General features: G+C 60.1%; 24 protein-coding genes and 1 pseudogene. 15 read left to right on the top strand and 10 right to left on the bottom strand.

The genetic code is table 11. The annotated features are described in order from the left end of the window. Nucleotides 1-20: 20 nt before the first annotated feature. Both DESLA_RS0102840 and DESLA_RS0102835 read left to right on the top strand, forming a co-directional pair. Entirely contained in the window at nucleotides 21-1346 is a 1326-nt protein-coding gene (locus DESLA_RS0102840) for an RsmB/NOP family class I SAM-dependent RNA methyltransferase (RefSeq protein WP_028571310.1), read from the top strand. A 254-nt stretch (nucleotides 1347-1600) separates the two neighbouring features. Beyond that, nucleotides 1601-2452 (top strand): flagellin N-terminal helical domain-containing protein, encoded by an 852-nt coding sequence (locus DESLA_RS0102835; protein WP_028571309.1) that lies wholly within the window; start codon nucleotides 1601-1603, stop codon nucleotides 2450-2452. Between the two features lie 22 nt (nucleotides 2453-2474). Here DESLA_RS0102835 and DESLA_RS0102830 read toward each other — a convergent pair whose 3' ends face one another. Then, nucleotides 2475-2954 carry a rhodanese-like domain-containing protein gene (locus tag DESLA_RS0102830; RefSeq protein ID WP_169732584.1) on the bottom strand — a complete coding sequence of 160 codons (480 nt, stop codon included), beginning with the start codon at nucleotides 2952-2954 and terminating at the stop codon, nucleotides 2475-2477. Between the two features lie 76 nt (nucleotides 2955-3030). Between DESLA_RS0102830 and DESLA_RS0102825 the strand changes: the two genes are divergently transcribed. The 4 genes from DESLA_RS0102825 to DESLA_RS23640 are packed head-to-tail and all read left to right on the top strand — an operon-like array spanning nucleotide 3031 to nucleotide 5459. Beyond that, the gene (locus DESLA_RS0102825; protein WP_211239016.1) at nucleotides 3031-3420 is read left to right on the top strand and encodes a DUF1622 domain-containing protein; all 390 of its coding nucleotides are present in this window, start codon (nucleotides 3031-3033) and stop codon (nucleotides 3418-3420) included. A gap of 32 nt (nucleotides 3421-3452) precedes the next feature. Further along, the gene (gene gnd / locus DESLA_RS0102820; protein WP_028571306.1) at nucleotides 3453-4922 is read left to right on the top strand and encodes a decarboxylating NADP(+)-dependent phosphogluconate dehydrogenase; all 1470 of its coding nucleotides are present in this window, start codon (nucleotides 3453-3455) and stop codon (nucleotides 4920-4922) included. Between the two features lie 34 nt (nucleotides 4923-4956). Further along, nucleotides 4957-5184, top strand: coding sequence for a hypothetical protein (locus DESLA_RS0102815; protein WP_028571305.1), 228 nt, complete (start codon nucleotides 4957-4959; stop codon nucleotides 5182-5184). Next, nucleotides 5175-5459 (top strand): type II toxin-antitoxin system RelE family toxin, encoded by a 285-nt coding sequence (locus DESLA_RS23640; RefSeq protein WP_353740156.1) that lies wholly within the window; start codon nucleotides 5175-5177, stop codon nucleotides 5457-5459. The genes DESLA_RS0102815 and DESLA_RS23640 overlap by 10 nt, the downstream gene beginning before the upstream one ends. A gap of 14 nt (nucleotides 5460-5473) precedes the next feature. On the opposite strand, the gene pspC is transcribed toward DESLA_RS23640, so the two are convergent. Genes pspC through DESLA_RS0102795 form a run of 3 tightly spaced genes read right to left on the bottom strand, consistent with a single transcriptional unit; the run spans nucleotide 5474 to nucleotide 6901 of the window. Then, a complete protein-coding gene (pspC, locus tag DESLA_RS18350) occupies nucleotides 5474-5851 on the bottom strand; it encodes an envelope stress response membrane protein PspC (RefSeq protein WP_035261276.1) in 378 nt (125 codons plus the stop codon). Beyond that, nucleotides 5848-6096, bottom strand: coding sequence for an envelope stress response membrane protein PspB (locus DESLA_RS0102800; RefSeq protein WP_028571303.1), 249 nt, complete (start codon nucleotides 6094-6096; stop codon nucleotides 5848-5850). Before DESLA_RS0102800 ends, pspC begins: the two co-directional genes overlap by 4 nt. Nucleotides 6097-6145: 49 nt before the next feature. Further along, nucleotides 6146-6901, bottom strand: a complete 756-nt coding sequence (locus DESLA_RS0102795) for a PspA/IM30 family protein (RefSeq protein WP_028571302.1) — start codon at nucleotides 6899-6901, stop codon at nucleotides 6146-6148. A 155-nt stretch (nucleotides 6902-7056) separates the two neighbouring features. Here DESLA_RS0102795 and DESLA_RS18345 point away from each other — a divergent pair, with 155 nt between their 5' ends. From DESLA_RS18345 to DESLA_RS0102780, 3 genes are all read left to right on the top strand, one after another. Then, nucleotides 7057-8196: a sigma 54-interacting transcriptional regulator gene (locus tag DESLA_RS18345; protein WP_051434324.1), complete on the top strand. Its 1140-nt coding sequence runs from the start codon at nucleotides 7057-7059 to the stop codon at nucleotides 8194-8196. A 329-nt stretch (nucleotides 8197-8525) separates the two neighbouring features. Then, nucleotides 8526-8750, top strand: coding sequence for a hypothetical protein (locus DESLA_RS0102785; protein WP_028571301.1), 225 nt, complete (start codon nucleotides 8526-8528; stop codon nucleotides 8748-8750). Then, nucleotides 8710-9162 carry a PIN domain-containing protein gene (locus tag DESLA_RS0102780; RefSeq protein ID WP_028571300.1) on the top strand — a complete coding sequence of 151 codons (453 nt, stop codon included), beginning with the start codon at nucleotides 8710-8712 and terminating at the stop codon, nucleotides 9160-9162. Before DESLA_RS0102785 ends, DESLA_RS0102780 begins: the two co-directional genes overlap by 41 nt. 103 nt (nucleotides 9163-9265) lie before the next feature. Here DESLA_RS0102780 and DESLA_RS0102775 read toward each other — a convergent pair whose 3' ends face one another. Next, the gene (locus tag DESLA_RS0102775; protein ID WP_028571299.1) at nucleotides 9266-11230 is read right to left on the bottom strand and encodes an ABC-F family ATP-binding cassette domain-containing protein; all 1965 of its coding nucleotides are present in this window, start codon (nucleotides 11228-11230) and stop codon (nucleotides 9266-9268) included. Between the two features lie 309 nt (nucleotides 11231-11539). On the opposite strand from DESLA_RS0102775, the gene DESLA_RS0102770 reads away from it, so the two are divergent. After that, nucleotides 11540-12064: a type 1 glutamine amidotransferase domain-containing protein gene (locus DESLA_RS0102770; protein ID WP_028571298.1), complete on the top strand. Its 525-nt coding sequence runs from the start codon at nucleotides 11540-11542 to the stop codon at nucleotides 12062-12064. A 391-nt stretch (nucleotides 12065-12455) separates the two neighbouring features. On the opposite strand, the gene DESLA_RS0102765 is transcribed toward DESLA_RS0102770, so the two are convergent. Together DESLA_RS0102765 and DESLA_RS0102760 are read right to left on the bottom strand one after the other, a co-directional pair. Beyond that, nucleotides 12456-13808: a dihydrolipoyl dehydrogenase family protein gene (locus DESLA_RS0102765; RefSeq protein ID WP_028571297.1), complete on the bottom strand. Its 1353-nt coding sequence runs from the start codon at nucleotides 13806-13808 to the stop codon at nucleotides 12456-12458. A gap of 29 nt (nucleotides 13809-13837) precedes the next feature. Beyond that, complete coding sequence (locus DESLA_RS0102760) at nucleotides 13838-14155, bottom strand: carboxymuconolactone decarboxylase family protein (protein ID WP_028571296.1); 318 nt, start codon at nucleotides 14153-14155, stop codon at nucleotides 13838-13840. 347 nt (nucleotides 14156-14502) lie between these two features. Between DESLA_RS0102760 and DESLA_RS18340 the strand changes: the two genes are divergently transcribed. Together DESLA_RS18340 and DESLA_RS18335 are read left to right on the top strand one after the other, a co-directional pair. After that, nucleotides 14503-15612, top strand: coding sequence for an FAD-dependent oxidoreductase (locus DESLA_RS18340; protein ID WP_084031836.1), 1110 nt, complete (start codon nucleotides 14503-14505; stop codon nucleotides 15610-15612). Next, nucleotides 15605-16189, top strand: coding sequence for a 4Fe-4S dicluster domain-containing protein (locus DESLA_RS18335; RefSeq protein WP_084031835.1), 585 nt, complete (start codon nucleotides 15605-15607; stop codon nucleotides 16187-16189). The genes DESLA_RS18340 and DESLA_RS18335 overlap by 8 nt, the downstream gene beginning before the upstream one ends. 164 nt (nucleotides 16190-16353) lie before the next feature. On the opposite strand, the gene DESLA_RS0102745 is transcribed toward DESLA_RS18335, so the two are convergent. Then, the gene (locus DESLA_RS0102745; RefSeq protein ID WP_028571295.1) at nucleotides 16354-18822 is read right to left on the bottom strand and encodes a sensor domain-containing protein; all 2469 of its coding nucleotides are present in this window, start codon (nucleotides 18820-18822) and stop codon (nucleotides 16354-16356) included. A 537-nt stretch (nucleotides 18823-19359) separates the two neighbouring features. On the opposite strand from DESLA_RS0102745, the pseudogene DESLA_RS0102740 reads away from it, so the two are divergent. Beyond that, nucleotides 19360-19572 (top strand): annotated as a pseudogene (locus tag DESLA_RS0102740) (tautomerase family protein); the annotation flags it as partial. Between the two features lies 1 nt (nucleotide 19573). Continuing rightward, on the top strand, nucleotides 19574-19918 hold the full coding sequence (locus DESLA_RS0102735) for a tRNA-binding protein (RefSeq protein WP_028571293.1): 345 nt from the start codon (nucleotides 19574-19576) through the stop codon (nucleotides 19916-19918). Nucleotides 19919-20021: 103 nt separating this feature from the next. Here the strand turns inward: DESLA_RS0102735 and DESLA_RS0102730 are convergent, their stop codons facing one another. Beyond that, complete coding sequence (locus DESLA_RS0102730) at nucleotides 20022-20297, bottom strand: hypothetical protein (protein ID WP_028571292.1); 276 nt, start codon at nucleotides 20295-20297, stop codon at nucleotides 20022-20024. A 30-nt stretch (nucleotides 20298-20327) separates the two neighbouring features. Continuing rightward, nucleotides 20328-20726, bottom strand: coding sequence for a DUF4168 domain-containing protein (locus tag DESLA_RS21400; protein WP_169732583.1), 399 nt, complete (start codon nucleotides 20724-20726; stop codon nucleotides 20328-20330). Between the two features lie 264 nt (nucleotides 20727-20990). Between DESLA_RS21400 and DESLA_RS0102715 the strand changes: the two genes are divergently transcribed. Next, nucleotides 20991-22496, top strand: coding sequence for a sensor histidine kinase (locus tag DESLA_RS0102715; RefSeq protein ID WP_051434321.1), 1506 nt, complete (start codon nucleotides 20991-20993; stop codon nucleotides 22494-22496). Nucleotide 22497 lies beyond the last annotated feature (1 nt).

The raw sequence follows: 22497 nt of genomic DNA, 5'->3' as shown, positions 1-22497 counted from the left end.
GCAACGAGAACGTAATCGTCATGCCCCAACCGACAATCCCCCCGGCCCGCCTCGCGGCCCTGGCCGCCCTGGGCCGGATCATACGGGGCGATGACGCGCAGTTTGCCTTGGACGGCCAGATTCGCGAGCGCAAGCTCGACGTCCGGGACGCCAACCTGGCGGCGGAGTTGTGTTACGGGTATCTGCGCCACAAGGGCAGGCTGGCCTTTTGTCTGGACCGCTTCCTGCGCAAGCCCGGCAATCTGCCGCCCCAGTGCCGGACAGCCCTGGAACTAGCCGGATACGAGGCGCTTTTTCTGGAGCGGATTCCGGAATTCGCTACCCGGTCCTGGCTGACCAACCGGGTGCGCAAGAAGTGGGGAGGCGGACTGGCCAAGGTGGCTTCGGCCTGGATGACCTGGGTTTACGAACAGTCCCAGACCCTGCTTGACCCGGATTTCTATCGCCGGGACGCGCCAAATGAGCGAACTGACGAGCGGACCTTTCTCTCCCGCTACCATTCCCTGCCGCTGTGGATCGTTGATCTGTGGATCAACGGATACGGCCTGGACACGGCTTCCAGGCTGGCCGAGGCCCAGTCCTCGCCTGCTCCGTTGGGGCTGCGGATCAACCCGCTGCATCCTCGGCGGGACGCCCTGACCCGTCAGGTGGAAGCCTTTGCCCCGGAACTGGAAATCCTCGATTCCCTAAGCATCGCCTGTTCCCGAGAAACGGCCCGCCGGGCGTTTCCGGACCTGACCGAGGACATCCGAAACGGAGCCGTCTCCCGGCAAAGCCTGGAAGCCCAACGTGTCTTGCGAGCCCTGGGGGCGGGCTCCTGGCCGGAGCCGATCTGGGACGCCTGCGCCGGAAGGGGCGGAAAAACCGCTTACCTACTGGAGCGAGGCCAAAAGCGAGTGCTTGCCAGCGATCCCAATCCGGTCCGGCTGCGTGGCCTCGTCCAGGAACTCCGCCGCCTGGGCCTGCCCCCCATCCCAGTGGTCCTGGCCCGGGCCGACGCACCGCCGCCCTGGAAGGAGCAGCCCCGAACCATCCTGCTGGACGTACCCTGCTCCGGCCTCGGCGTCCTGGCCCGTCGCCCGGACAGCAAGTGGAAACGCACCCCCAAGGACATCCCCCCCCTGATCGCCCTCCAAAACCGCATCCTCCAACAAGCTGCAGCGAGCCTGGCCCCGGGCGGACGCATCGTCTACATCACCTGCACGCTCAATCCCGACGAAAACCAATCCAGAATGACTCACTTCCTGAACAATCATCCCGCCTTCACCATCACCACCCAATACGCCACCCCGCCGGATTCGCCAGCCGGAGAGTTCTTCTGGGGAGCAGTGCTGGAGAGAAAATGAAACAGTAAAGCCCACCCTACATTTACCAATTCATGTCGCCCCCCGTCACTCTCGCCGGGAAAATCATGATCAATGGATTGAAATTCCAACCCGCTGAGGATAGCTAAAGACTAATGTCTTTCTATCCAAGCCGCGACGATCTTTTGGCCTAAAGGGGAACGGAACATGATGCGTGCCATGGTCAAGTTTCTGATACGGCTGGGGTCCGGGTCCACAACCAATCTGATCTTCCACCCATCAACAGGGGGACCATCATGGCTTTAAGTGACCTGCAACGGCTCGTGCTTTACGATACGGCCAATCAGCTCTGGCAGCAGGACATGCTGATGAACGCCTATTTTCACGGCTCCAGCGTGGGCGCCAACCTGCGGTCCATGATCCTGGGCCGCCAGCCGGTCCAGCCCCTGACCAATCCCTTCGACGAGGCCATTACCGGAAAGCTCCGCGCGGACAGCCGGACGATCCGGCAGAATGCCCGGAACGTGAAGGAAGGAGGAGCGATGATGGGCATCGCCAAGGAGGCTGTGAGCACCATCAAGGGGCTGCTGGAAGAGATGGAGGCGTTGGCGAAATCCGTTCAGACAAAAATCGACGAGGGCGGGACAATCTCTCAAGAGGATAAGGACGACTACGATGCCTTGCGCGAACGCATCACAAGCACCATTGGGGCCACACGGTACAACAACATCGCCCTCCTGGACAAAAGTCAATGGGACACCGAGCAGATTTCAGCGGATGGGGAGGTGCATATCCAGGGTTTTCCGGATGGCGGGTTTGATCTCACTTTCCGGGCGCTGGATGCAGCGAATTCCGATTTTGCGTGGGGTAACCTTACTGGCGCGAATCTTGACGATAGTGCGGGCGGTGATCTGGACAACCAATTGCAGACCCTGTCCGGCTATATCGGCGACATGACCCTCATCGAAGACATTTACACCCGCCGCCAGGACGGCCTGGAATATCAGGCCGCCTCACTGGAATCCCAGGCTGATCTGCTGGATCAGGCCGTGGAGGCTCGGCGGCATGTGCCCACGAAGTCGCTGGAACAAATCCTGCTGGATTTGCTGTTTCGCAACTCCGGGCGAATTGTGGACGAGACGGGGTGAGGGGCCGGGTTCAGCGGTCCATTCAGCGATCCAGGGGCAGGCCGTGGCGCAGCCAGCCTCGGCCATGGCTGCTGCCGGCCATGCCTTCGGGGATGGCCCTGGTCGCGGTGAATCCGTTGGCGTGCAGGAAGGGAAGCAAGAGGCCGGTGCGGTTGCCGGTGCGGCAGATGATGGCGAAGGGTCGGGTCTTGTCGGATTCCAGGGCCGCTTCCAGGTCCCGGAGGAAGCCTTCCGGCCCTTCGGGGTGGGTTTCGAAGGACAGCCGGATCGCGCCTTGAGGCGTTCCGGTTTGCCGCCACTCTTCCGGACGCCGGATGTCCACGATGCTCAGCTCTCCTTCCTGAACCAGCTCCCAGGCGGCTTTGGCCGTAAGGTTTTCTCCCGAAGCGGTTGTTGATGAGGACTGGGTCGCGTAGTGAAAAATCAGCACCGCGACCAGCAGAGCCAGAAGCGCCGCGGGGATCAGGTACCACATTGAGGGCTTTGGAGACGAGGTAGGCATGGGAGTCTCTGTAGGGCCTCTTTGGGCAGGAATCAAGGCTCGTTTTTCTTGACACATTTGAGCATTGGAGCGCGACATGGTTGGAGAGCCCATTGGTTTGTTCGTTCGTTTCATGTATTACGCCGCCTTGAGCATGGAGGCTCTGGGCGTGGCGATAATCTGCGTCGGCGTGGTGGCCACCACCGGACTCTTTTTGTACCGTTCCTGGGTGCATCGCAATACGGATCGCTTCTATCACGACTATCGTCGCGGCATGGGCAAGGCCATTTTGCTGGGTTTGGAACTGCTGGTGGCCGGGGACATCATCTTGACCGCCACCCACAATTTCAACTTACAGCATGTCGCTCTGTTGGGGCTTTTGGTATTGATCCGGACCTTTCTCAGCTTTTCCCTGGAAATCGAGCTGAACGGCCATCTACCCTGGCGACGGCCCCGCGAGGCCAGTGAGAACGGAAACTTTGTGTGACGCAACCAGCAACCACGAAAGAGGAAAAACGGATGAACAAGCTCGCGGATATCGGGGTGATCGGTTTGGCGGTGATGGGCGAAAATCTGATCCTGAACATGGAAAGCAAGGGGTTCAGGGTGGCCTGCCACAACCGGACCGTGGACAAGGTGGGCGCCTTTCTGGCCGGCCGGGGCCGGGGCAAGAATCTGGTCGGATGCCGGACTTTGGAGGAGCTGGTCGCCAGCCTGGAACGACCTCGCCGGATCATGCTCATGATCCGGGCCGGCGCGGCCGTGGATCAGCTCATCGACGCTCTGGAACCGCTGCTGGAGCCGGGAGACATCCTCGTGGACGGCGGCAACAGTTCCTACCTGGACACGACCCGGCGCTGCACGGATCTGGCCGCGAAAGGCTTGCTGTACGTCGGGGCCGGGGTTTCCGGAGGAGAGGAAGGGGCCCTGCTCGGGCCGTCCATCATGCCCGGCGGCAACGCCCTGGCCTGGCCGGCGCTGAAGCCGATCTTCCAGGCCATCGCGGCCAAGGTGGCGGACGGCACCCCGTGTTGCGACTGGGTTGGACCCGACGGGTCCGGGCATTTCGTGAAAATGGTCCACAACGGGATCGAGTACGGCGACATGCAGCTGATCTGCGAGGCCTACCACCTGCTGTCCCAGGGCCTGGGCCTGGGCGCGGAACAGATCCAACCCATATTCGCGGCCTGGAACACCAGGGAACTGGACTCCTATCTGATTGAGATCACCGCGGACATTCTCGGGCATGTGGATCCGGAAAGCGGGAGGCCCACCGTTGACCTGATCCTGGACACGGCCGGCCAGAAAGGCACGGGCAAGTGGACCTCCCAGGTCGGCCTGGACCTAGGCGTGGCCATCCCCCAGATCGCCGAGGCAGTCTTTGCCCGGTTCCTTTCCGCGATCAAGGAGGAGCGGGTCGCTGCCGGACCGTACCTTTCCGGCCCAGGCAAGGACTCCTCGCAAGGCGTTGACGGCGACGCGGCCGCGTTCGTGGATCAGTTGGAGAAAGCCGTCTACGCGGCCAAGATTTGTTCTTACGCCCAGGGATTTCAACTGTTGCGCGCGGCCTCCCTGGAATATGGATGGAACCTGAACCTCGGGGAAATCGCCCTGCTCTGGCGGGAAGGGTGCATCATCCGGGCCCGTTTTCTGGGCACGATCAAGGAAGCCTACGATGCCGATCCGGAACTGGCCAACCTCCTGCTGGCTCCGTATTTTCGCGAAGTCCTGGCCGGGGCCCAGGCCGCGTGGCGCACGGTCCTGAAAACGGCGGTGGATCTGGGCGTCCCGGCCCCGGTGGTGGCCGCGTCCCTGTGCTACTACGACGGCTACCGCTGCGAACGCCTCCCGGCCAACCTGCTCCAGGCCCAGCGCGACTACTTCGGCGCACACACCTACGAGCGCATCGACAAGCCCAGAGGGGAATTCTTCCACACCAATTGGACGGGAACGGGAGGAGAGACGGCGTCGTCGACCTATAACATTTGACTTTCTCACCAGAAGACAATCAGAGGTGAATGATATGCCGACAGAAAAAACAAGAGTGGATGTGGAGTTGGGTGGAGAACTTTACGGAGCTGTAAGTGAGCTCGCCCAGGGGCATGGCGTTTCGATGTCCATAATCATGCGCGATTTGGTCAAGGAAGCGATGGAGATCAGGGAAGATGTCACCATGGCGAATATAGCGGACCAACGAGCATGCTCATTTGATCACGACAAGGCCCTGTCCCACGAAGAGGTTTGGTCTTGAATTCTTATCGGTTGGTTTATCACCATGATGTTAAGACGAAAGACCTGCAAAATATCAGTTCCGAGATGCGAGAGCGTATAAAAAAGGCCATTGAATCTCGGTTGCTGATTGCTCCCAATGCCTACGGATTACCTCTGCGAAAGACATTGAAAGGCTACTGGAAGATGAGAATCGGTGACTACCGAGTGATATACAAGGTTAAAGATGACCTGATCTTGATCTACTGTATCTGTCATCGAAAAATTGTGTATCACGTTGCAGTCGGTAGAGGCTGATTTTCCTTTTCACGTTAACGCTTAAACCGGCGATCCCAGTCGAATTCCTTGGAGGTGACGACGTTTTCCAGGCGGCGGATGCGTTTGTCCAGGCGGTCGAACTTGCTTTTGATCCTGGAAAGCCCCTCGTTTCTGGAACGGGCGTAGGCTTGGTAAAAATCGCTTTCCTCGTCGTTGTTCAAGGGCAGCACGGGTTCGGGTTTGAGCAGGAATCCGGCCAGCAGATAGATGCCCACCAGGGGCCAGAAACCGGTGAAGAACATCAACAGCACGGCGATGACCCGTGTCCAGAACAGGGACACGTCGAAATATCGGGCCAAGCCCTTGCACACCCCGAGAATCATGCCGCTCCTGGAGCGGTAGAGCCGATCCCGGCCCGCATGGTCGATCATTGTGGACCACCTTCTTCGTTTTTGCGCATCAGGATGGATTCCAGGTTGTCCACCCGGGCGTCCAGTTTTTCCAGGCCGCGATAGATCTCCTGGATCATGCGGGCTTCGTCGGTTTCATCCGAGGAAATCCGACCGTCCGGTCCGGAACGGAAGTGGCGAATGCCGGTGAGCACGATTACGCCCAGGAAGAAAACGATGATCAACGCCGTTCCGGCGAGAACCAGAGTGGTCAGAAAACCCATCATGGCGGTGTTCCTTGAAAGTGTTGGGAAGTTGGCGACAGGCCGAAACTGATTACAGCCCGTTCTGGTCGGTCCGGCTGGTCTGGCCAGAGCCTGTTGGGCCTGCCGGAGCCGTTTTTCTGGAGCGCAGCTCGGCCAGCTCACGTTCGATATCTTCGTCCGCGGCCAATTTGGCGAATTTTTCCTCCAGCGTAAAGGGCTCCTCGCCTTTACCCCGTCGTTGACGACCAGCGGAGGGAGTTGCCCAGGGACCGGCCAACTCCGCTTCGGCCTCCATCCGGTCGATGCGCTGTTCGAACTCATCGAAGCGCAGCATGGCCGCATGGGAGTCGGCCCGGCGCAGATCCAGGCCGGCTCGCTTGCGGCCCTTGGCGCGCATGTGGCGCTGGACCAGAAGGCGCTGCTTGTCCTTGGCCGAAAGCAGCTTTTCCTCCAGCGTGGCGATATCGTCCTTGTAGCCTTCGATAATGCCCTCGCTTTCCGCCAACTCCTCGGCCAACCGATCGGCCTTGGCCTCCAGCTCCCGTTTCTCCAGCAGGGCTTCCCTGGCCAGGTCTTCGTAGCCCTTGTCCACGGCCATGGCGGCTTTGTCTCCCCAGCCCAGGATCTTGGCGTCCACCTGCTCCCATTCCCTGCGAATCCTGACCGCGGCGGCCATGGCCCCGGCGCAGGAGGCCTTGAGTTCCACCAGGGTTTCCTCCATCTCCTGGATCATCAGGCGCAGCAGCTTTTCCGGATCTTCGGCCTTTTCCAGCATGGCGTTGATATTGGAACTGATGATGTCGCGAAATCGGGTGAAAATACCCATGACTTGGTCCTCCTTGCGGTTTGGGGCGATATAATCAGCTCCGGAAAAGCATATGGCGTGCCAACGGATATTAGTTGATATTTCGGTGTGTTGCGAAAAACAGGAACAATACTGCTTGACGAAATCAGGCAATATTCGGCATTAAAGAACAAGTTATGACAAATTTGACCACAAACATTTCCGCGACGCTTGAGGCCCTGGGACGCTCGGACGCCTTCCTGGCCTTTCAGGAGCGCCTGGTTGCCGTGGCCAAGGTGAACCGGCCCGTGATCATCGTCGGTGAGCGGGGAACGGGCAAGGAATTGGCCGCAATTCGGCTGCACTACCATTCCCATCGCTGGCAGGGTCCCCTGGTGGCCGTGAACTGCTCGGCTTTGTCCGAATCGCTTCTGGAGTCCGAACTCTTCGGCCATGAGCCAGGAGCGTTTACCGGAGCGGTCCGGTTGCGGCGCGGCCGGTTTGAAGCGGCGCACAAGGGCACCCTCTTTCTGGACGAAATCGGAACCATGCCCCTGGGCATGCAGGAAAAGATCCTGCGCGTGGCCGAATACCAAGTCGTGGAGCGCCTTGGCGGAGCCACGCCTCTGGAGGTGGACGTACGAATTATCGCGGCCACCAACGCCGATCTCGTCGCCCTGGCGGTCCAGGGGCGGTTCAAGCCCGACCTGCTGGACCGTCTGGCCTTCGAGGTTCTGCGCGTTCCACCGCTGCGTGAGCGGTCCGGTGACGCGGTCCTGTTGGCCGAACATTTCGCGGCCCGAATGGCCGTGGAACTGGGCCGTGCCGAACCGCCGCGCCTGTCGGCACCCGTGGTTAAGACCCTGGAAACGTATTCCTGGCCGGGCAATGTGCGGGAGTTGAAAAACGTCGTGGAGAGGGCCGTGTTCCGGGCCGGTGACGCGACGGTGATCAATGATGTGGTCCTTGATCCCTTTGCCGCATCACCATCCGCGACAAAGGCCGCAGCTCCGGAACGATCACCCCAGGCCGGACAAGAAGTGCGACATCCGGGCTCAAGTTCCCCGGCTGGACAAAACATGGCGCATGAAGAACCATTCTTGCCCGAGCAACTCAGCCTGCCGGAAGCCGTAGCCAAACTGGAACGCCGCTATCTCCGCCGAACCTTGCTCCAAGCCAGGTTCAACCAGCGCCAAGCCGCGGAACTCCTCGGCCTGCGCTACAACCAGTTCCGCGGCCTGTACCGGAAACATCGGGATGTTCTCGGGTTTGAGGCGGATGTTGGCTCTGATGAGGTGACGAGTCGAGATGACCCTGAAAATAAAGGCTTTTTGTAACTATTCAGCATAGAGTAATGCAGTTGTCGGGGTCGGAGTCGGGGTCGGAGTCGGGGTCGGAGTCGGGGTCGGAGTCGGGATCGGAGTCGGGATCGGTATCGGGATCGGTATCGGTATCGGGATCGAAAACGCTGGGAAGCGTTCAAAATTTTTCCTGTTCCGATTCCGATACCGATAGCGACCCCGACTCCGATTGCCGGAGCAAGAGCGGATACAAAATGTGCTGAGTAGATACGACATTTTGAGATAAATATAGCCCGAAGCGATCGAAGCGCTTTCCTTGACAAGCCTTCTGTGCGCACATAGCCTGTGTAAAAAAGGAGTGCGCCATGAAGAACATCACCCTCTCGATGGACGAAGAGTTGCTGCGGGCCGGAAGGGAGTACGCACGGTCGCACAATATATCTTTCAATCTTTTCGTCCGGAAGTTGGTCCAGCAAGCCGTGGCCCAGAAGCAAAGCAATTGGCTCGAAAACACGTTTGCCCTGATGGATGAAGCGGATGTGGCTTCCGGTGAACAGACTTGGTCACGAGAGGATTTGTATCGTGTCTAAAATTTTCATCGATACAAATCTTTTTGTCTATGCCCTCGACCAAAAGGAGCCTCTGAAACGAGACAAGGCTCGCACAATCCTGAAAACCCTCACCGATACTCACCAGCCGGTCATCTCCACGCAGGTGATCAACGAATTCTATGTCGTGGCCACAACCAAGCTGAAGGCCGACCCATTCATCGTTAAAAACATCATCCATACCTTTCGCAACATGGAAATCGTCAACAATGACTTGGAGTTGATCGAACAGGCCATTGACATCAGCATGCTGTCGCGGCTTTCCTTCTGGGATTCACTGATCATTGCCGCCGCTGAAAAAGCCAACTGCGAATATCTCTATTCCGAAGATCTCAGCCCCGGCCAGACATATCGCGGAGTCGTGGCCATCAATCCGCTGATCACGACGGATTGATCGCGAAAGGAATGGCCAAGAGCCACTTCAGGCGGCCATTCACCAAACAGACCAGGGCAGCCTCAACGTTCCTAAATTGTAACGAGTAGCGCCCTGTCCTTGTTCACGCGTCCGCCACGGCCCTCTCTCCTTCCCCGATCCGGCCTTCCAACTCTTCCAACCGAAGCATCAGACGCTCAGCCTGTTGCTCAACGTCATGATATTCCTTGCTCAGACGGGTAAATTCCTCGCTCCGGGCATAGGTTTCCGGATCGGCCAGGATTTGTTCCAGTTCGCTCTGGCGCGTCAAGACCGTTTCCAGTTCGGACTCGGCCTGGACGTATTCGGCTTTCAACGGCTTGAGCTTGCGGGAAAGCGCGTTGCGGCGCTCAGCCTCGGCCCGGCGGCGTTCCTTGTCCTCCTGGCGTGAAACCTTGCCGACCTGGGAAGGCTTTTCCACGACGCACTCGGAGAGGGTCGCGCGGCGATGCTCCTCATACTCATCGTACCCGCGAGAGAACACGTGCAGTCCTTCCGGCCCCACGGCCCAGACTTCCTGGGCCGCCTCGGCCAGCAGGCGGCGGTCGTGGGCCACGAAGATCAGAGTCCCGGTGTATTCCTCCAGGGCGCGAATCAAGGCTTCCCGGCTTTCCAAGTCCAGGTGGTTGGTCGGTTCGTCCAGGACCAAAAAATTGGCCCGGGCCGCAAACAGGGAGGCCAGCAGCAGGCGGCTTTTCTCCCCGCCGCTGAGGCCGGCCACCGGACGTTCCCAGTACTCCTCGCCCAGCAAAAACAGCCCGAGAATGGAGCAGACCTCGTAATGGCTGGCCTTGGGTCCGGCCAGGCGACGCATTTCAGACAGGACCGAGGTTTTCGGATTCAGAATTTCAGTCTGGTGCTGGCTGAAATAGCCCATGACCGTATTCGGGCCGACCTTGATCCGCCCGGTATTCGGCGCCAGATCCCCGCTGATCAGCTTGAGCAGCGTGGTCTTGCCCGCGCCGTTGGGTCCGGCCAGGGCCACCTTCTGCCCCCGGTAAAGCTGAAAGGTCAGCGGCGGCCAGAGCGGTCGACCGTCGTCAAAGGCGAAACCGAGATCCGCGGCGGCCAAAACCGTCTGATCCCCCCGGCTGGGTTCCGGCAGGGAGAAGGACAGGGTCTTGGCCCGGATTTCCGGGCGCTGGCCGCGCAGTTCTTCCAGTTCCTTCTGCAGCTTGTCCGTGCTCTTCAACTTGCTCTGGGCTTGCCGGGCCTTGCTGGCCTTGAACCGGAAACGGTCGATAAACACGGCCTGATGACGAATCTTATCGTCAATGGCCGCGGCCTGGCGCTCCCACTGCTGCTCCATCTCTTCCCGCCAGGCCAGGAATTCGGAAAACGTGCCGGGCCGGAGAATAGGCTTGGCTTCGCCTAAATACAGGGTCTGGGTGGCCACCTTGTCCAGAAAGACCCGGTCATGGGCCACAAAAATCAGGACGCCGTCAAACCCGAGCAGATATTCCTCCAGCCAGGTCACGGCCTCCAGGTCCAGGTGGTTGGTGGGCTCGTCCAGAAGCAGCACGTCCGCCCCGGCGGTGAGCACCCGGGCCAGCTTGGCCCGCTCCCGCCAGCCCCCGCTCAGGGCTTGCAGCGGCTTGCCCAGATCGGCATCGGCAAAGCCCAGGCCGCAGAGGATGGTCTTGGCCCGGTGTTCCGGGCTGTAGCCGAGCTGGTGCTCCAGCACGGTCTGCTCCTCGGCCAGATTCTTCAAGGCCGCTTCATCCCGGCGCTGAACAGCCTCTTCCCAGCGATGCCAAAACCCGGCCCAGGACGGCAGGGCGTCCATGACCCAGGGCAACAGCCCGCGCTCCAGGTCGCCCGCGTCCAGTTCCTGGGCCACGTACCCCAGACGCGCCCCGGTGGAAAAAATCACCCGTCCGCTGTCGGGGTGGGATTCTCCGGCCAGAATGCGCAGCAAGGTGGATTTGCCCGCGCCGTTGGCGCCGACCACCGCCAGGCGGGTTCCGCCGACGATTTCCAGATTGAAATCCTTGAAAATATCCCGACCGCCGTAAGACTTGGTCAGGGCATGAATGGTGAGTTTGGACATAATTCTATTGGAAAGTCAGGGGTCAGGGGTCAGGGGTCAGGGGTCAGGGGTCAGGGGTCAGGGGTCAGGGGTCAGGGGTCAGGGGTCAGGGGTCAGGGGTCAGGATTGATCAAAAAATAGAGTATTTGTCAATAGGCAGAGCTGTGAAAGGTTAATATAACCAAGGCTTTCACATCAGCTGTCAACAAAATTCGTGAAGAAAAAACACGCATTTTGCGACTCGATCTGTTTTGGGATACCGTGGCGGTGTTTTGGAAAAAGCGTCACGCAACCACAACCCGCGTTCGCGCGGTGACACTGGAGGAGAATATGGAACTGTCCGGCAAGAAGGTCATGATCATGGTCGCGGAACTGTTCAATGATTACGAGTTCATCTACCCCTACTACCGGCTCCTGGAAACCGGGGCTCATGTGGAGGTGGTCGGCGCCAAGGCCGGGGTGGTCTATTCCAGCAAGGTCGGAACCACAGCCAAAAGCACGGCCGCGGCCAAGGATCTGAACCCGGCGGAGTTCGCCGGGCTGGTCATTCCCGGGGGGTACGCCCCGGACTTCATGCGCCGCGACCCGGCCATGGTTTCGCTGGTCCGGGAACTGACCAACCAGGGCAAGGTCGTGGCCGCCATCTGCCACGCCGGCTGGATGCTGGCCTCGGCCAAGATCCTTCAGGGCCGCACAGTGACCTCGTATTTCGCCATCAAGGACGACCTGATCCATGCCGGAGCAAACTGGGTGGACCAGGAGGTCGTGGAGGACGGAGGCCTGATCACCAGCCGCACCCCGGACGATCTGCCGGCCTTCATGCGCGCGGTGGTTGGGGCTTTGGGCCGGGTCTGATCGTTACAGGCATTCAGACGAACCGCCCGCTCCCGATGGTCGCTCAGGACGCCAGGGACGCAAAGGAAAAGATCGCCGATAGGCGGCGAGCCTTTTGCCTTCCGCATCTCTCCAGCGGAGTAACTACTCAGCACAGAGTAATTCTGTTGCCGGGGTCGGAATCGGGATCGGGATCGAAAACGCTGGGATGCGTTCTAAATTCCTCCTGTTTCGATTCCGACTCCGATAGCGAAGCGCCGACCCCGACACCGATTGCCGGAGCAAGATCGGACACAAAATGTACTAAGTAGTTACCCAGCGGAAGGCAAAATCTCTTCTTGGCGTCCTCCGTGTCCTGAGCGAAGCGGGCGGTTTAATTCTTCCAATGTCAACAGGTTTTGAACCATCCCGATCAAATCATGTACTTGATGTCCGAAACATGGGTCGGGTAGGCCCAGAGCAGGCTTTTGAGCTGCGTTCTGGTCAGGCCGAACTTGATGGCCAGGGCCAGAATATTGATCATCTCCCCGGCGTTGTGGCCCAGCAGGTGCGCTCCCAGGATCGTTCCGGCGTCCTTGTTCAGGATGACCTTGTAGGCCGCGTGCTTCTGGCCGATACGCCGGGAGGTCATCCAGCCCGTGGCGTCGGCGGTATTCACGGTGAGCTTGAAGCCTTGCTCCACTGAGGCCTGGCGGGCCTGCTTCTCGCTCATGCCCACGGTGGCCAGGGACGGAACAGAAAACACGACGCTGGGAACGGCTACGTGGTCCGCCTCGGTGGTGTTGCCCTGAAGAATGTTGGTCGCCGCGGTCTCGGCCTCCATGTCCGCGGTGGTGGCCAGGGCGAACGGCGCATCCGCAGCGTCGCCCACGGCATACACAGCCGGGTTGGAGACGCTTTGCATGAAGGCGTTCACGCTGATCCCTCTCGGGGTTTCGCTGACTCCGGCAACGTCCAGCCCCAGCCCGTCCAGGTCCGGCACCCGCCCGACGGCGGCCACGGCCGATTGAACACGCAGGGACGTCGGCCCTGACCCGTCCAGGTCAAGCACGATATCGCGTCCATCCCTGCGCACCGCGACAACGTTGGTTTCGGGCAGAAACTCGATCCCCCGAGCCTTGCCGGCCTCCATAAGCAAGGCCACCAGGTCCGGGTCAAAGTTGCGCAGAAAGCGGTCGCCGCGATGGATGACCGTGGTGCGCACCCCGGCCAGGGCGCAGATAAAGGCGAATTCAAAGCAGACGAATCCGCCGCCCACGAAGGCGATGCTTTCCGGAAGCGCGTCCAGTTCCAGGAAAACGTCGCTGTCCAGCAGCACCTCGTCGCCGGGAATCTTCAGTTTTCTGGGTACGGCCCCGGCGGCGATGACGATATGCCCGGCTTCATGCTCCTCTTCTCCGATCCGCAATCGGCGAGGGCCAACGAACGTGGCCAGACCGTGGGCCGTGCGCATCCCGGCGTCCAGGAAGCCCTGCTCCGTACCCTGGGGCACGGCATCGGTGAAGTCGCGTTTGAAGCGCATCAAGGAAGGCCAATCCAAGCGGCTTTCTCCGGTCACGCCCTGCCCGTGCAGGGCATTGGCCCCATGCACGGCCTGAACCGCGGCCACCAGAATCTTCTTGGGCTGGCAGCCGCGCATGGCGCAGGTTCCGCCAAAGGGCCGCTTGTCCACCACCAGGACGCTCTTTCCGGCCTTGCGACAGGCATGGGCCGCTGTATACCCGGCCGTTCCGGATCCGATGACGATCACGTCGTGCCGTTGCATTTCGCCTCCAGGTTCCGTTTTCGTTTTTTTTAATCTTCGCTCACGTCGTTGACCCAACTCGTGGCCGTGGCCACGGCCGGAAAGCCAATGGTCGAGGTGAGCACGATCAGGGCGTGGCGCACTTCCACTTCCGTGGCCCCGGCGGTCATGGCCCGGCGGGCATGGCTGTGCACCGCCCCTTCCATGCGCAGAGCCGCGGCTGCGGCCATCTGGAGCAGGTTGATGGTCTTCTCATCCAGCGGACCGGCCTCGCGCACGGCCTTGCCCAGATTGCCCACGGCGGCCATGAAGTCGGGATGATTCTGCTGCAACTTCTGAAAATTCTTCGGCAATTTGTCCTTGGACATTTGCATCTCCTTCTTGAGGTTATGATCAGGGATTACGGGCGGCCCGCTCCGTAGAGGACGCATATCCTTCCACTCAGGCCGCTCACCGCGCAATAGCGCCAACAGCCTTGCAATCTAGCAAAGAAGGAGTAGGTTATCCAGCAGCCTCTATTTCGTCTCATTATCGAACGATAGCTGAATGTTGAAAAGTCCTTCTCGGCAGTTCGTTCAAAAACCCCAAGAGCAAGGAGCAAAAAAAGTTCAAGGTCGTAGTTGTGATACGGGAGAGTTTGGATTTTTTGCGGTGACGAAGCAATTGGGAGTTTTTCAACGGACTGATAGCCGTTTTCTCAAGAGGATCAATGCCAATGAACACCATGAACTACGCGTTTCTCTGTTCCGCGCCGCCTCCGCCCAACGGGTTGAAGGCGGCGGTGGTCGGGTCCGGGCCGGCCGGGTTGTCCGCGGCCGGCTGGCTGGCTTGCGCCGGGTATGAGGTGCATGTCTACGACAAATTGCCCAAGGCCGGTGGACTGCTTGTCTTCGGCATTCCCGGCTTCCGGATTCCGGCCCGGCGCATCGAGGACGCCGCTGAAAAGCTTGCCGAGGAGTACGGCGTGCGGTTCCATTTCTGTACGAAGATCTGCACCCAGGACAAGGTCTGCGAGTCCGGGGATGAATTCGTGGACGAAATGGTCAGTCTGTCCGAACTGCTGCATGAATGCGCTGCCGTGCTGATCTGCACCGGCAGTTGGCGACCGCGACGACTGAACATCCCCGGCGAAGACCTGTCCGGAGTCTATACGTCACTGGAGTTTCTCTTTCCCTTGCGGGCCTGCAAGATGACTCAATCCCCGACCCAGACGCCCCTGGTCGCCCCTCCAAAAGTCGAAGGACAACGGGTGGCGGTGATCGGCGCGGGATTGTCCGCGGTGGACGTGGTTCAAAGCTGCTTGCGCCTGGGAGCCGAGGAAATCACCCTGCTCTACCGCAAGACGGTGGACGAGGCCCCGGCCGGACGGATGGAGATCAAGCTCCTGCGTCAGCGCGGGGTGCGTTGGGTGGAACGAACCTCCCCGAAGCGAATCGTCGGGGATGGTAAAGCCCGGCGACTGGTTTTCACCCAAGGCGAGGAAACACGGGAACAGGAGCTGGACGTGGACTTGGTGGTGGCGGCCATCGGCGAGGTGCCCACCAACCCCTTTCCCAGGGAGCTGCGCCTGGAGGACATTTCCAAGGACGGCCATGGCTGGCTGCAGATGACCAAGTTCGAAGGTGTCTTCGTGGCCGGGGACGTGCTCACCGGGCCGTCCAAGATCGGCCGGGCCATTCTCAGCGGCCTGAAGGCCGCTGAGTCCCTGGACGGCTGGATCAAGGCCCATCCGCTGGATGCGGCCCCCCCCAGAGGGGAAATGGCGGGGGAAACGACCGGGGACACGAAGAACAAGGCGTCCCGGAAGGAGGTGGCCGATGTCTAAGTCCAAGAAAACCCTGTACATCGACTACAACCTGTGCATCGGCTGCGAAAGCTGCGAGGCGGTCTGCGGGTACCTGTACGGCCAGCCCCGGATCCACATGACCCGGACCAGCGACGGAATCACCGTGCCCATCAGCTGCCACCACTGCACCAACCCGGCCTGCCTCAAGGCCTGCAACGTCAACGCCTTTTACCAGGACGACGAAGGCGCGGTCATCCTCCAGCCCAAGGCCTGCGTGGGCTGCATGGTCTGCCTCTCGGTCTGCCCCTTTGCCGCCATCTCCCATTCCCGAACCGGCCCAAATCCCGTGGCCAAATGCGATCTCTGCGCCGAACGCCGGGCCAAAGGGATGACGCCGGCCTGCGTGGAAATCTGTCCCTGCGGGGCGATCTTGTTCGGCTCCCCGGAAAAAATCGAGGCCGAACTGCGCCAGCGGGTGGCCGAGGGCATCGTCCAGTCCCACATGCACCCGGAACGGTTCGGCACCCAGGTCGGACTGCGGGCCATGAAAAAATCCGTGAGCGTGGAAGGTTATGCGGCAGGCACGACGAAAAAGGAGGAAGAACAGAACGGTTGACCGATCTTGGCTGATGCCCTGTCTCCGAGGCAATACTCGAAATCGAAATCGCGATCGAAATCGAGGAAATCAGCTGGTCAAAGAATGACGGGGATACCGATTTCGATTGCGATTTCGACCTTGACTCCTTGAAGAAGCACCTTCGCGAACGGATCGTTTATCGGCTATTTCTCCCGCTCCTCAAAACAGCGCGCAATATACCCCGCTGCCCCTTTTGCGTCCAACGGACAGGAAAACATGAAGCCTTGGGCGTTGTCGCAGCGCAGATCGCGCAGGCAGGACAGCTGTTCCTCCCGCTCCACGCCTTCGGCGATGACCGAGAGCCCCAGAGCCCTGGCCAGGGAGATGATCGAGTTGACGATGTGCGGGTTGCCTTCGGACTGCTCGGTGCCGCTGATGAAGGAGCGGTCGATTTTCAGGTGATCGATGGGCAGCTGCTGGAGATAGCTCAAGGAGGAATAGCCGGTACCGAAGTCGTCGATGGCGATCCGCACGCCCAGGTCCTTGAGCCGTTGCAGCTCCCGGGCCGTGTGGGCCGGATCGTGCATCAGCACGGTTTCGGTGATTTCCAGCTTCAGGGCTTCCGGCTTCAGGTCCAGATCTCGGAGCACCTCGGCCACGTAATCCACGATATTATCCCGCAAGAATTGCAGGCAGGAGACGTTCACGCTCATGGACAGATCGGTGCCACCGGGCAGTTCTTCACGCCATAAAGCCAACTGACGGCAAGCTTCCCGCATTACGAACCGGCCCAGAGGCAGGATCAGCCCGGTTTCTTCGGCCAGAGGAATGAACCGGGAAGGCGGCACCTGGCCCATGGTCGGGTGATTCCAGCGCAACAGAGCCTCGAAGCCCTCCAGCCCGCCGTCGTCCACGCGAATGATGGGCTGGTAGTGCACGGCCAAGGCTTCGTCGCCTACTGCCAGACGCAGCTCGTTTTCCATGTTCATGGATTCCTGCAGTTCCAGGCGCATGGAGCGGTCGAAGAGCAGATTGCCGCAGCGCAGTTCCTTGGCCCGGTACATGGCGATGTCCGCGTCGCGCAGGATATCCTCGGCCCGGGCGTACTCCCCGGAGTGCATGACCACCCCGATGCTGGCCTCGGGCCGGACTTCACCGGAAACCAGCACCAGGGACCGGCGCAGGGTTTCCTCAATCCGCCGGACAATGGTCAGGGCTTCCTCCTCCGAGGCCAATTCCTCCAGAATCAGCGCGAACTCGTCTCCGCCCAGCCGGGCCACGGTGTCCATGGACCGGACGCATCCGGACAGCCGACGGCCCACTTCGATCAACAGGTCATCGCCGGCCTGGTGGCCCAGGGTGTCGTTGACCGCCTTGAACTTGTCCAGGTCCACCATGATCACCGCATAATGGTAGTCCGTGCGTCGTTTGCCCCGCTCCACGGCCCGGGCCAGCCGCTCGGCGAACAGGCTGCGATTGGGCAGGCCGGTCAGGCCATCGTGAAAGGCCTGATGGGTGATCTGCTCCTCAAAGGCCTTACGCTCGGAAATGTCCTGATAAATGAAAACCACGCCCTGAATGACCCCGCGGACCATCAACGGGAAACCGATCATGGACACCGGAATCAGCCGACCGTCCTTGTGGCGGCGCTGGGTCTCGGCCTGCATGGAGTTGCCCGAGAGCACGGCGGCGCGGAAGGTTTCCATGTCGGCCATCAATTCCTCGGGCACGATGAAACCGCGGATGGAAAATCCGCGAATGTCTTCGGCCCGGAACCCGAAAAGCCGTTCAAAGGCCTGGTTGGCGTTGATCACGTTGCGGTCCATGTCCGTGAGCACGATGGCCTGGGGCGAATTGGCGAACAACTGAGTGAACAGTTCCCGCTGGGTTTCCAGGGCCTCTTCCGCCAGCTTGCGCCGGGTGATGTCCACCACGGTCCCCTCGAAGTAGGCGATATTTCCGCGATCATCGTACACGGCCCGGGCATTTTCCGAAATCCAGATCCGGCTTCCGTCTTTTTTGTAAATCTCGGAGACAAAGTCCCAGACCTCGTGATTCTGGTCCATGACCCGCACGAACTCGTCCCGGCGCAGAGGATCGACGTAGAGCTGCGTCTTGATGTCCCGGAAGGCCCGGATCATCTCCTGGGGCGAGGCATAGCCGTAAATCCGGGCCAGGGATGGATTGACGTCCAGATAGCGCCCGTCCGGGGTGGTCTGAAAAATGCCCTCCACGGCATTGACGAAAATGGAACGGTACTTGGTTTCCGCGTCCTGAAGCATTCGTTCCGCCTGCTTGCGGTCGGAGATGTCCACGAAGATGCACCAGGAAAACCGGCGGCCATCGGCCATGGCAATGGAAAACTGGGAGGCGCAGGTTTCCACGGTCCGGCCCCCAATTGCCCGCCAGCAGACATCAACGCCCTGAAAGTCCGCATCACCGCTCCAGACCCGCTCAGCCTGGACATCAAACCCCGTGCATGGCTGCAATATATCCCGCAACCGCGGTTTCGCCTCCCCGGCGGCACGTGCGCCCAGCGGCCCGAACATCCGCTCGAAAACGGCGTTGTGGACGACCATCCGGCCCTCCTGGTCGCGCAGAACCACGGCATTGGGTGATCCGGCGAAAAGCTGCATAAAGGCCTCGGCGCCTTCCGGAAGGTTGGCTTCCATCGCCTCTGGACCGAAAAGAACGGACGCGGTAACGGGAAACGGAGCCAAGGCATCGCCGAAAACACTCCCGACGACGCTTTCGGAAACCCGAACGCCCTCGGCGCTGGATACGGAATGAGTGATTGGATTTGTAAGATTCATGAACATCATGTTACAATTTTGTTTGATTGGTGAATAAACAGGGCGACCAAAACCGATCGCCGCTTAAATCGCAAAAGCCGTGGCCTGACCATGATCCCCGCGGTCCCGTGCGCCGGAAGCGCGGTCGATCCAAGGGCGACACCCGGGCTTCTCTGCAGAGAGCATGCCGAGAAGCCCGGTCTTTCATAGCCGTAACTACTCAGTACATTTTGTGTCCGCTCTTCTCCGGCAATCGGTATCGGGGTCGGCGCTTCGCTATCGGAGTCGGAATCGAAACATGAAGAATTTAGAACGCATCCCAGCGTTTTCGATCCCGATTCCGATCCCGATTCCGACCCCGGCAACAGAATTACTCTCTGTGCTGAGTAGTTACAAACTCATTCGAATCAGGAGAAATCCATGCCGTACGTGAACATCAAGATCACCAGGGAGGGAGCCACAGCGGAACAGAAGGACCTGCTGATCCGGGGCGTCACCCGACTGCTGGCCGACGTGTTGGGCAAGAACCCGGAGACCACGGTGGTGGTCATCGACGAGGTGGAGACGGACAACTGGGGCATCGGCGGGGTACCGGTCACCGCCCTGCGCCGCAAGCGGAAGGAGGGGTGAAATGGCCGAGGAGACCATTTCCTGGCAAGATTTCGAACGGGTGGAGATACGCGTGGGCACGGTGGTGGACGCACGGCCTTTTCCCGAGGCCCGCAAACCGGCCTACATCGTGGAGGTGGATTTCGGCCCGGAAGTCGGCCGCAAACGGACCAGTGCCCAGGTCACGGACCATTACGCACCGGAGGAACTCATCGGTCGGCAGGTGGTCGGGGTAACCAACTTCCCGGTCAAGCGGATCGGCCCGATCCGGTCCGAATTCCTGCTGACCGGCTTCTACCGCCCGGACGGAGGGGTGATTCTGGCCGTCCCGGATAAGCCCGTCCCCAACGGGGCCAAGCTGGGGTGAGTGTTGAAACGAGAGGTCACCGACACCCAGTCAATGTCGACCTCTACGCAACACAAATAACCAACCACCAGCTGTAAGCTGGTGGTTGGTTAGTGACTCAACGTTATTGCTTCGGCTGTGCATCAAACGGCACGCCTTGCTCCCGACCTTGTCCATTGGGTTGCAAGCCCTGACCTGGCTCCGACTCTCCCATTGGGGCTTCAGGCTGCATCAATGAACGCTCCTGGGGTCGCTCCTGACCAGGCGGCAGTTCGTACCCCGGAGGGCTTTCTCCAGGCCTGGCCGGTATTTCATACTCCTCCGGGTCCGGGCCGCAAGCAGATCCCAAAAACATCCCCATTGCCAGAATCAACAAGGGAACGGTCTTTTTACCGAACATCAGCGTTCCTCCATTCAGGTTCACTCCGTTCTACTGCATCTGGTCCAGCTTGGACGCCATCTTTTCCTGCAACTCGGTGCTCACCTGCACTTCCTGCATGACCTGATTATACGTGTCCACGTCCAACCCGCTGTCCTGGACGGCCTGGACCATGGCGGCTCCCGCCTGCTCCTGCATTTGCTGTGCGGACTCCGGATCAGTCACCCCGGCCAGGGTTTCCTGCAATTCCATGCGAATCTCATGAATTTCCAGGTATGCGGTCGCTACTTTTTGAAGCTCGGCATCACTGAATTGAGCCGTGGTTCCAGGTTGCTGCATCATCTGCTGTCCTTCGGCTTGACCAGTTTGGGCGTGAACGCCCACGCTCAAGGCCAAAACGAGCAAACAGGTGAGGGTCGATCCGGTCAGCAGCAAAATTAACTTCTTCATCTTCAAAAACCTCCGAAAGAATTTGAGCCGCAAGGTCATCAAGCGGCATCATCCCTTTTTAAGCATGCACCGTGCCAGAACCGAAACAGTCTCCCTCGCAACCACAAGAAAAATTAAAAATACACATATAATACAAGATATTGACGCATGTTGCCAAACGAAGCGGAAACAATGTCCACCCTGATCGTCCTTGAAATGCGCTCATTTGATATGTATAAAAAAGCCACATGTGCAACTTCATCCCAGTCCAAGCTTAGGAGGATCATGCTCCCTCGTATTCCGGCGTTGTCCGACTACTTCAGTCTGCGTACAGCCCTGGTCATCTCCGTCGTCCTGCCCCTGGCCCTGGCCATGGGGCTGACCGGTTACCTGCTCCTGCAGCTCGTGGAGCGAAATATCGAGCACCGGATGCAAAAGGATCTGGAGCTGGTGGCCAGGGCGCTGCAATTGCCGCTCAGCCACTCAATGGAACTGGACCGCAAAGGCAGCGTCCTGAGGGCCGTAGAGTCCGCCTTTTCCATCGGCAGGGTCTACAGTGCGTATGTGTATGATCGGCAGGGGCGCCTGATCGCCTCGGCCGGGCGAAGCGAACCAACGCCGGAGCAGGACCGGCTGACCGAGCTGGCCGCGGACGGCAAGCAGCGCGGGGAGTACGGACATGTGGCCGGGCGAGAGGTTTTCTCGTACTTCGTTCCGCTGAGCGACTCCGGCGGCAAGGTCAACGGCCTGCTCCAACTGACCCGGCGAAAAAGCGACATCCAGGAGGATGTCCGGGCTCTTCGCGTCCGCGTCGCACTGGGTCTGGGCTTGGGGTTGCTGGGCATGTCCGGGCTCGTGCTCTTCGGGCACCACCGCGCCCTGGGCCGCCACCTCTCCAGCCTGGGAACCAGCATCTCCAGGGTGACCCAGGGGGACCGGGGCCATCGTTTTTGGCCCCACGGACCAGGGGAAATCGTGACCATCGGTCGGCAATTCAACCGCATGCTGGATACCATTGAAGAGGCCAAGGCCGAACTCCGGGAGCGACGCATCAGACAGGTCCAATTGCAGGCCCAATTGCGTCAGGCCGAAAAACTGGCCGCCATCGGGCAGCTGGCCGCCGGCGTGGCCCATGAACTGGGTACGCCCTTGAGCGTCGTCAGCGGCAAGGCGCAACGCGCCTTGCGCAAGGCCGACCTGGACGCCGGGGTCGTGGAGACGCTGCGCGACATTCGCCGGGAAGTAGACCGTATGGAACACATCATCCGCCAGCTTCTGGATTTCAGTCGCGGCAACGCATTACGCAAAAAACCGACCTCCCTGGTGCAACTGATCCGCTCCGCCTTGTCCGCGACAAGCGAAGAAGCCGACAAGCACCGGACTCATCTGGAAACGGCCTTTCCCTTGAACGAGACAAATGAAACCTTCCAGATCAACCTGGATGCGGTGCGCATGGAGCAGGCCCTGGTCAACCTGATCCGCAACGCCGTCCAGTCCGCTTCCGGTGGGCGGGTCGTCGTTTCCTGGGGCAGGGAAGGCGACCAGGCGTGGATGCAGGTGGATGACGACGGTCCGGGCATTGCTGATGAAATAAAATCCAAGTTGTTTGAACCGTTCTTCACGACCAAAAGCGTCGGCCATGGCACCGGGCTGGGTTTGGCAGTGGTTCACGGTATTCTTCGAGACCACGGCGGAGGCATCGATGTCGGCAAGAGTCGGCTGGGCGGAGCATTCTTTCGCATCTGGCTGCCCGTTGACCACCAACCCACGATCCGTGTTGAGGAGAGATGAG

The organism is Desulfonatronum lacustre DSM 10312 (assembly GCF_000519265.1).
Taxonomy (GTDB): Bacteria; Desulfobacterota; Desulfovibrionia; order Desulfovibrionales; family Desulfonatronaceae; genus Desulfonatronum; species Desulfonatronum lacustre.
This window is presented reverse-complemented; position numbering and strand designations above follow the sequence as displayed.

Bases quoted from the DNA above. Each gene is read 5' to 3' on its own strand.
- DESLA_RS0102735 (WP_028571293.1), top strand. From the start codon at position 19,574: ATGGCCGAGGAGACCATTTCCTGGCAAGATTTCGAACGGGTGGAGATA.
- DESLA_RS0102800 (WP_028571303.1), bottom strand. From the start codon at position 6,096: ATGATGGGTTTTCTGACCACTCTGGTTCTCGCCGGAACGGCGTTGATC.
- DESLA_RS0102775 (WP_028571299.1), bottom strand. From the start codon at position 11,230: ATGTCCAAACTCACCATTCATGCCCTGACCAAGTCTTACGGCGGTCGG.
- DESLA_RS0102835 (WP_028571309.1), top strand. From the start codon at position 1,601: ATGGCTTTAAGTGACCTGCAACGGCTCGTGCTTTACGATACGGCCAAT.
- DESLA_RS0102840 (WP_028571310.1), top strand. From the start codon at position 21: ATGCCCCAACCGACAATCCCCCCGGCCCGCCTCGCGGCCCTGGCCGCC.
- DESLA_RS0102830 (WP_169732584.1), bottom strand. From the start codon at position 2,954: ATGCCTACCTCGTCTCCAAAGCCCTCAATGTGGTACCTGATCCCCGCG.
- gnd (WP_028571306.1), top strand. From the start codon at position 3,453: ATGAACAAGCTCGCGGATATCGGGGTGATCGGTTTGGCGGTGATGGGC.
- DESLA_RS18340 (WP_084031836.1), top strand. From the start codon at position 14,503: ATGAACACCATGAACTACGCGTTTCTCTGTTCCGCGCCGCCTCCGCCC.
- DESLA_RS0102770 (WP_028571298.1), top strand. From the start codon at position 11,540: ATGGAACTGTCCGGCAAGAAGGTCATGATCATGGTCGCGGAACTGTTC.
- DESLA_RS0102765 (WP_028571297.1), bottom strand. From the start codon at position 13,808: ATGCAACGGCACGACGTGATCGTCATCGGATCCGGAACGGCCGGGTAT.
- DESLA_RS0102825 (WP_211239016.1), top strand. From the start codon at position 3,031: ATGGTTGGAGAGCCCATTGGTTTGTTCGTTCGTTTCATGTATTACGCC.
- pspC (WP_035261276.1), bottom strand. From the start codon at position 5,851: ATGATCGACCATGCGGGCCGGGATCGGCTCTACCGCTCCAGGAGCGGC.
- DESLA_RS0102730 (WP_028571292.1), bottom strand. From the start codon at position 20,297: ATGTTCGGTAAAAAGACCGTTCCCTTGTTGATTCTGGCAATGGGGATG.
- DESLA_RS0102760 (WP_028571296.1), bottom strand. From the start codon at position 14,155: ATGTCCAAGGACAAATTGCCGAAGAATTTTCAGAAGTTGCAGCAGAAT.
- DESLA_RS21400 (WP_169732583.1), bottom strand. From the start codon at position 20,726: ATGAAGAAGTTAATTTTGCTGCTGACCGGATCGACCCTCACCTGTTTG.
- DESLA_RS18335 (WP_084031835.1), top strand. From the start codon at position 15,605: ATGTCTAAGTCCAAGAAAACCCTGTACATCGACTACAACCTGTGCATC.
- DESLA_RS0102745 (WP_028571295.1), bottom strand. From the start codon at position 18,822: ATGGAAGCCAACCTTCCGGAAGGCGCCGAGGCCTTTATGCAGCTTTTC.
- DESLA_RS0102785 (WP_028571301.1), top strand. From the start codon at position 8,526: ATGAAGAACATCACCCTCTCGATGGACGAAGAGTTGCTGCGGGCCGGA.
- DESLA_RS0102815 (WP_028571305.1), top strand. From the start codon at position 4,957: ATGCCGACAGAAAAAACAAGAGTGGATGTGGAGTTGGGTGGAGAACTT.
- DESLA_RS18345 (WP_051434324.1), top strand. From the start codon at position 7,057: ATGACAAATTTGACCACAAACATTTCCGCGACGCTTGAGGCCCTGGGA.
- DESLA_RS0102715 (WP_051434321.1), top strand. From the start codon at position 20,991: ATGCTCCCTCGTATTCCGGCGTTGTCCGACTACTTCAGTCTGCGTACA.
- DESLA_RS0102795 (WP_028571302.1), bottom strand. From the start codon at position 6,901: ATGGGTATTTTCACCCGATTTCGCGACATCATCAGTTCCAATATCAAC.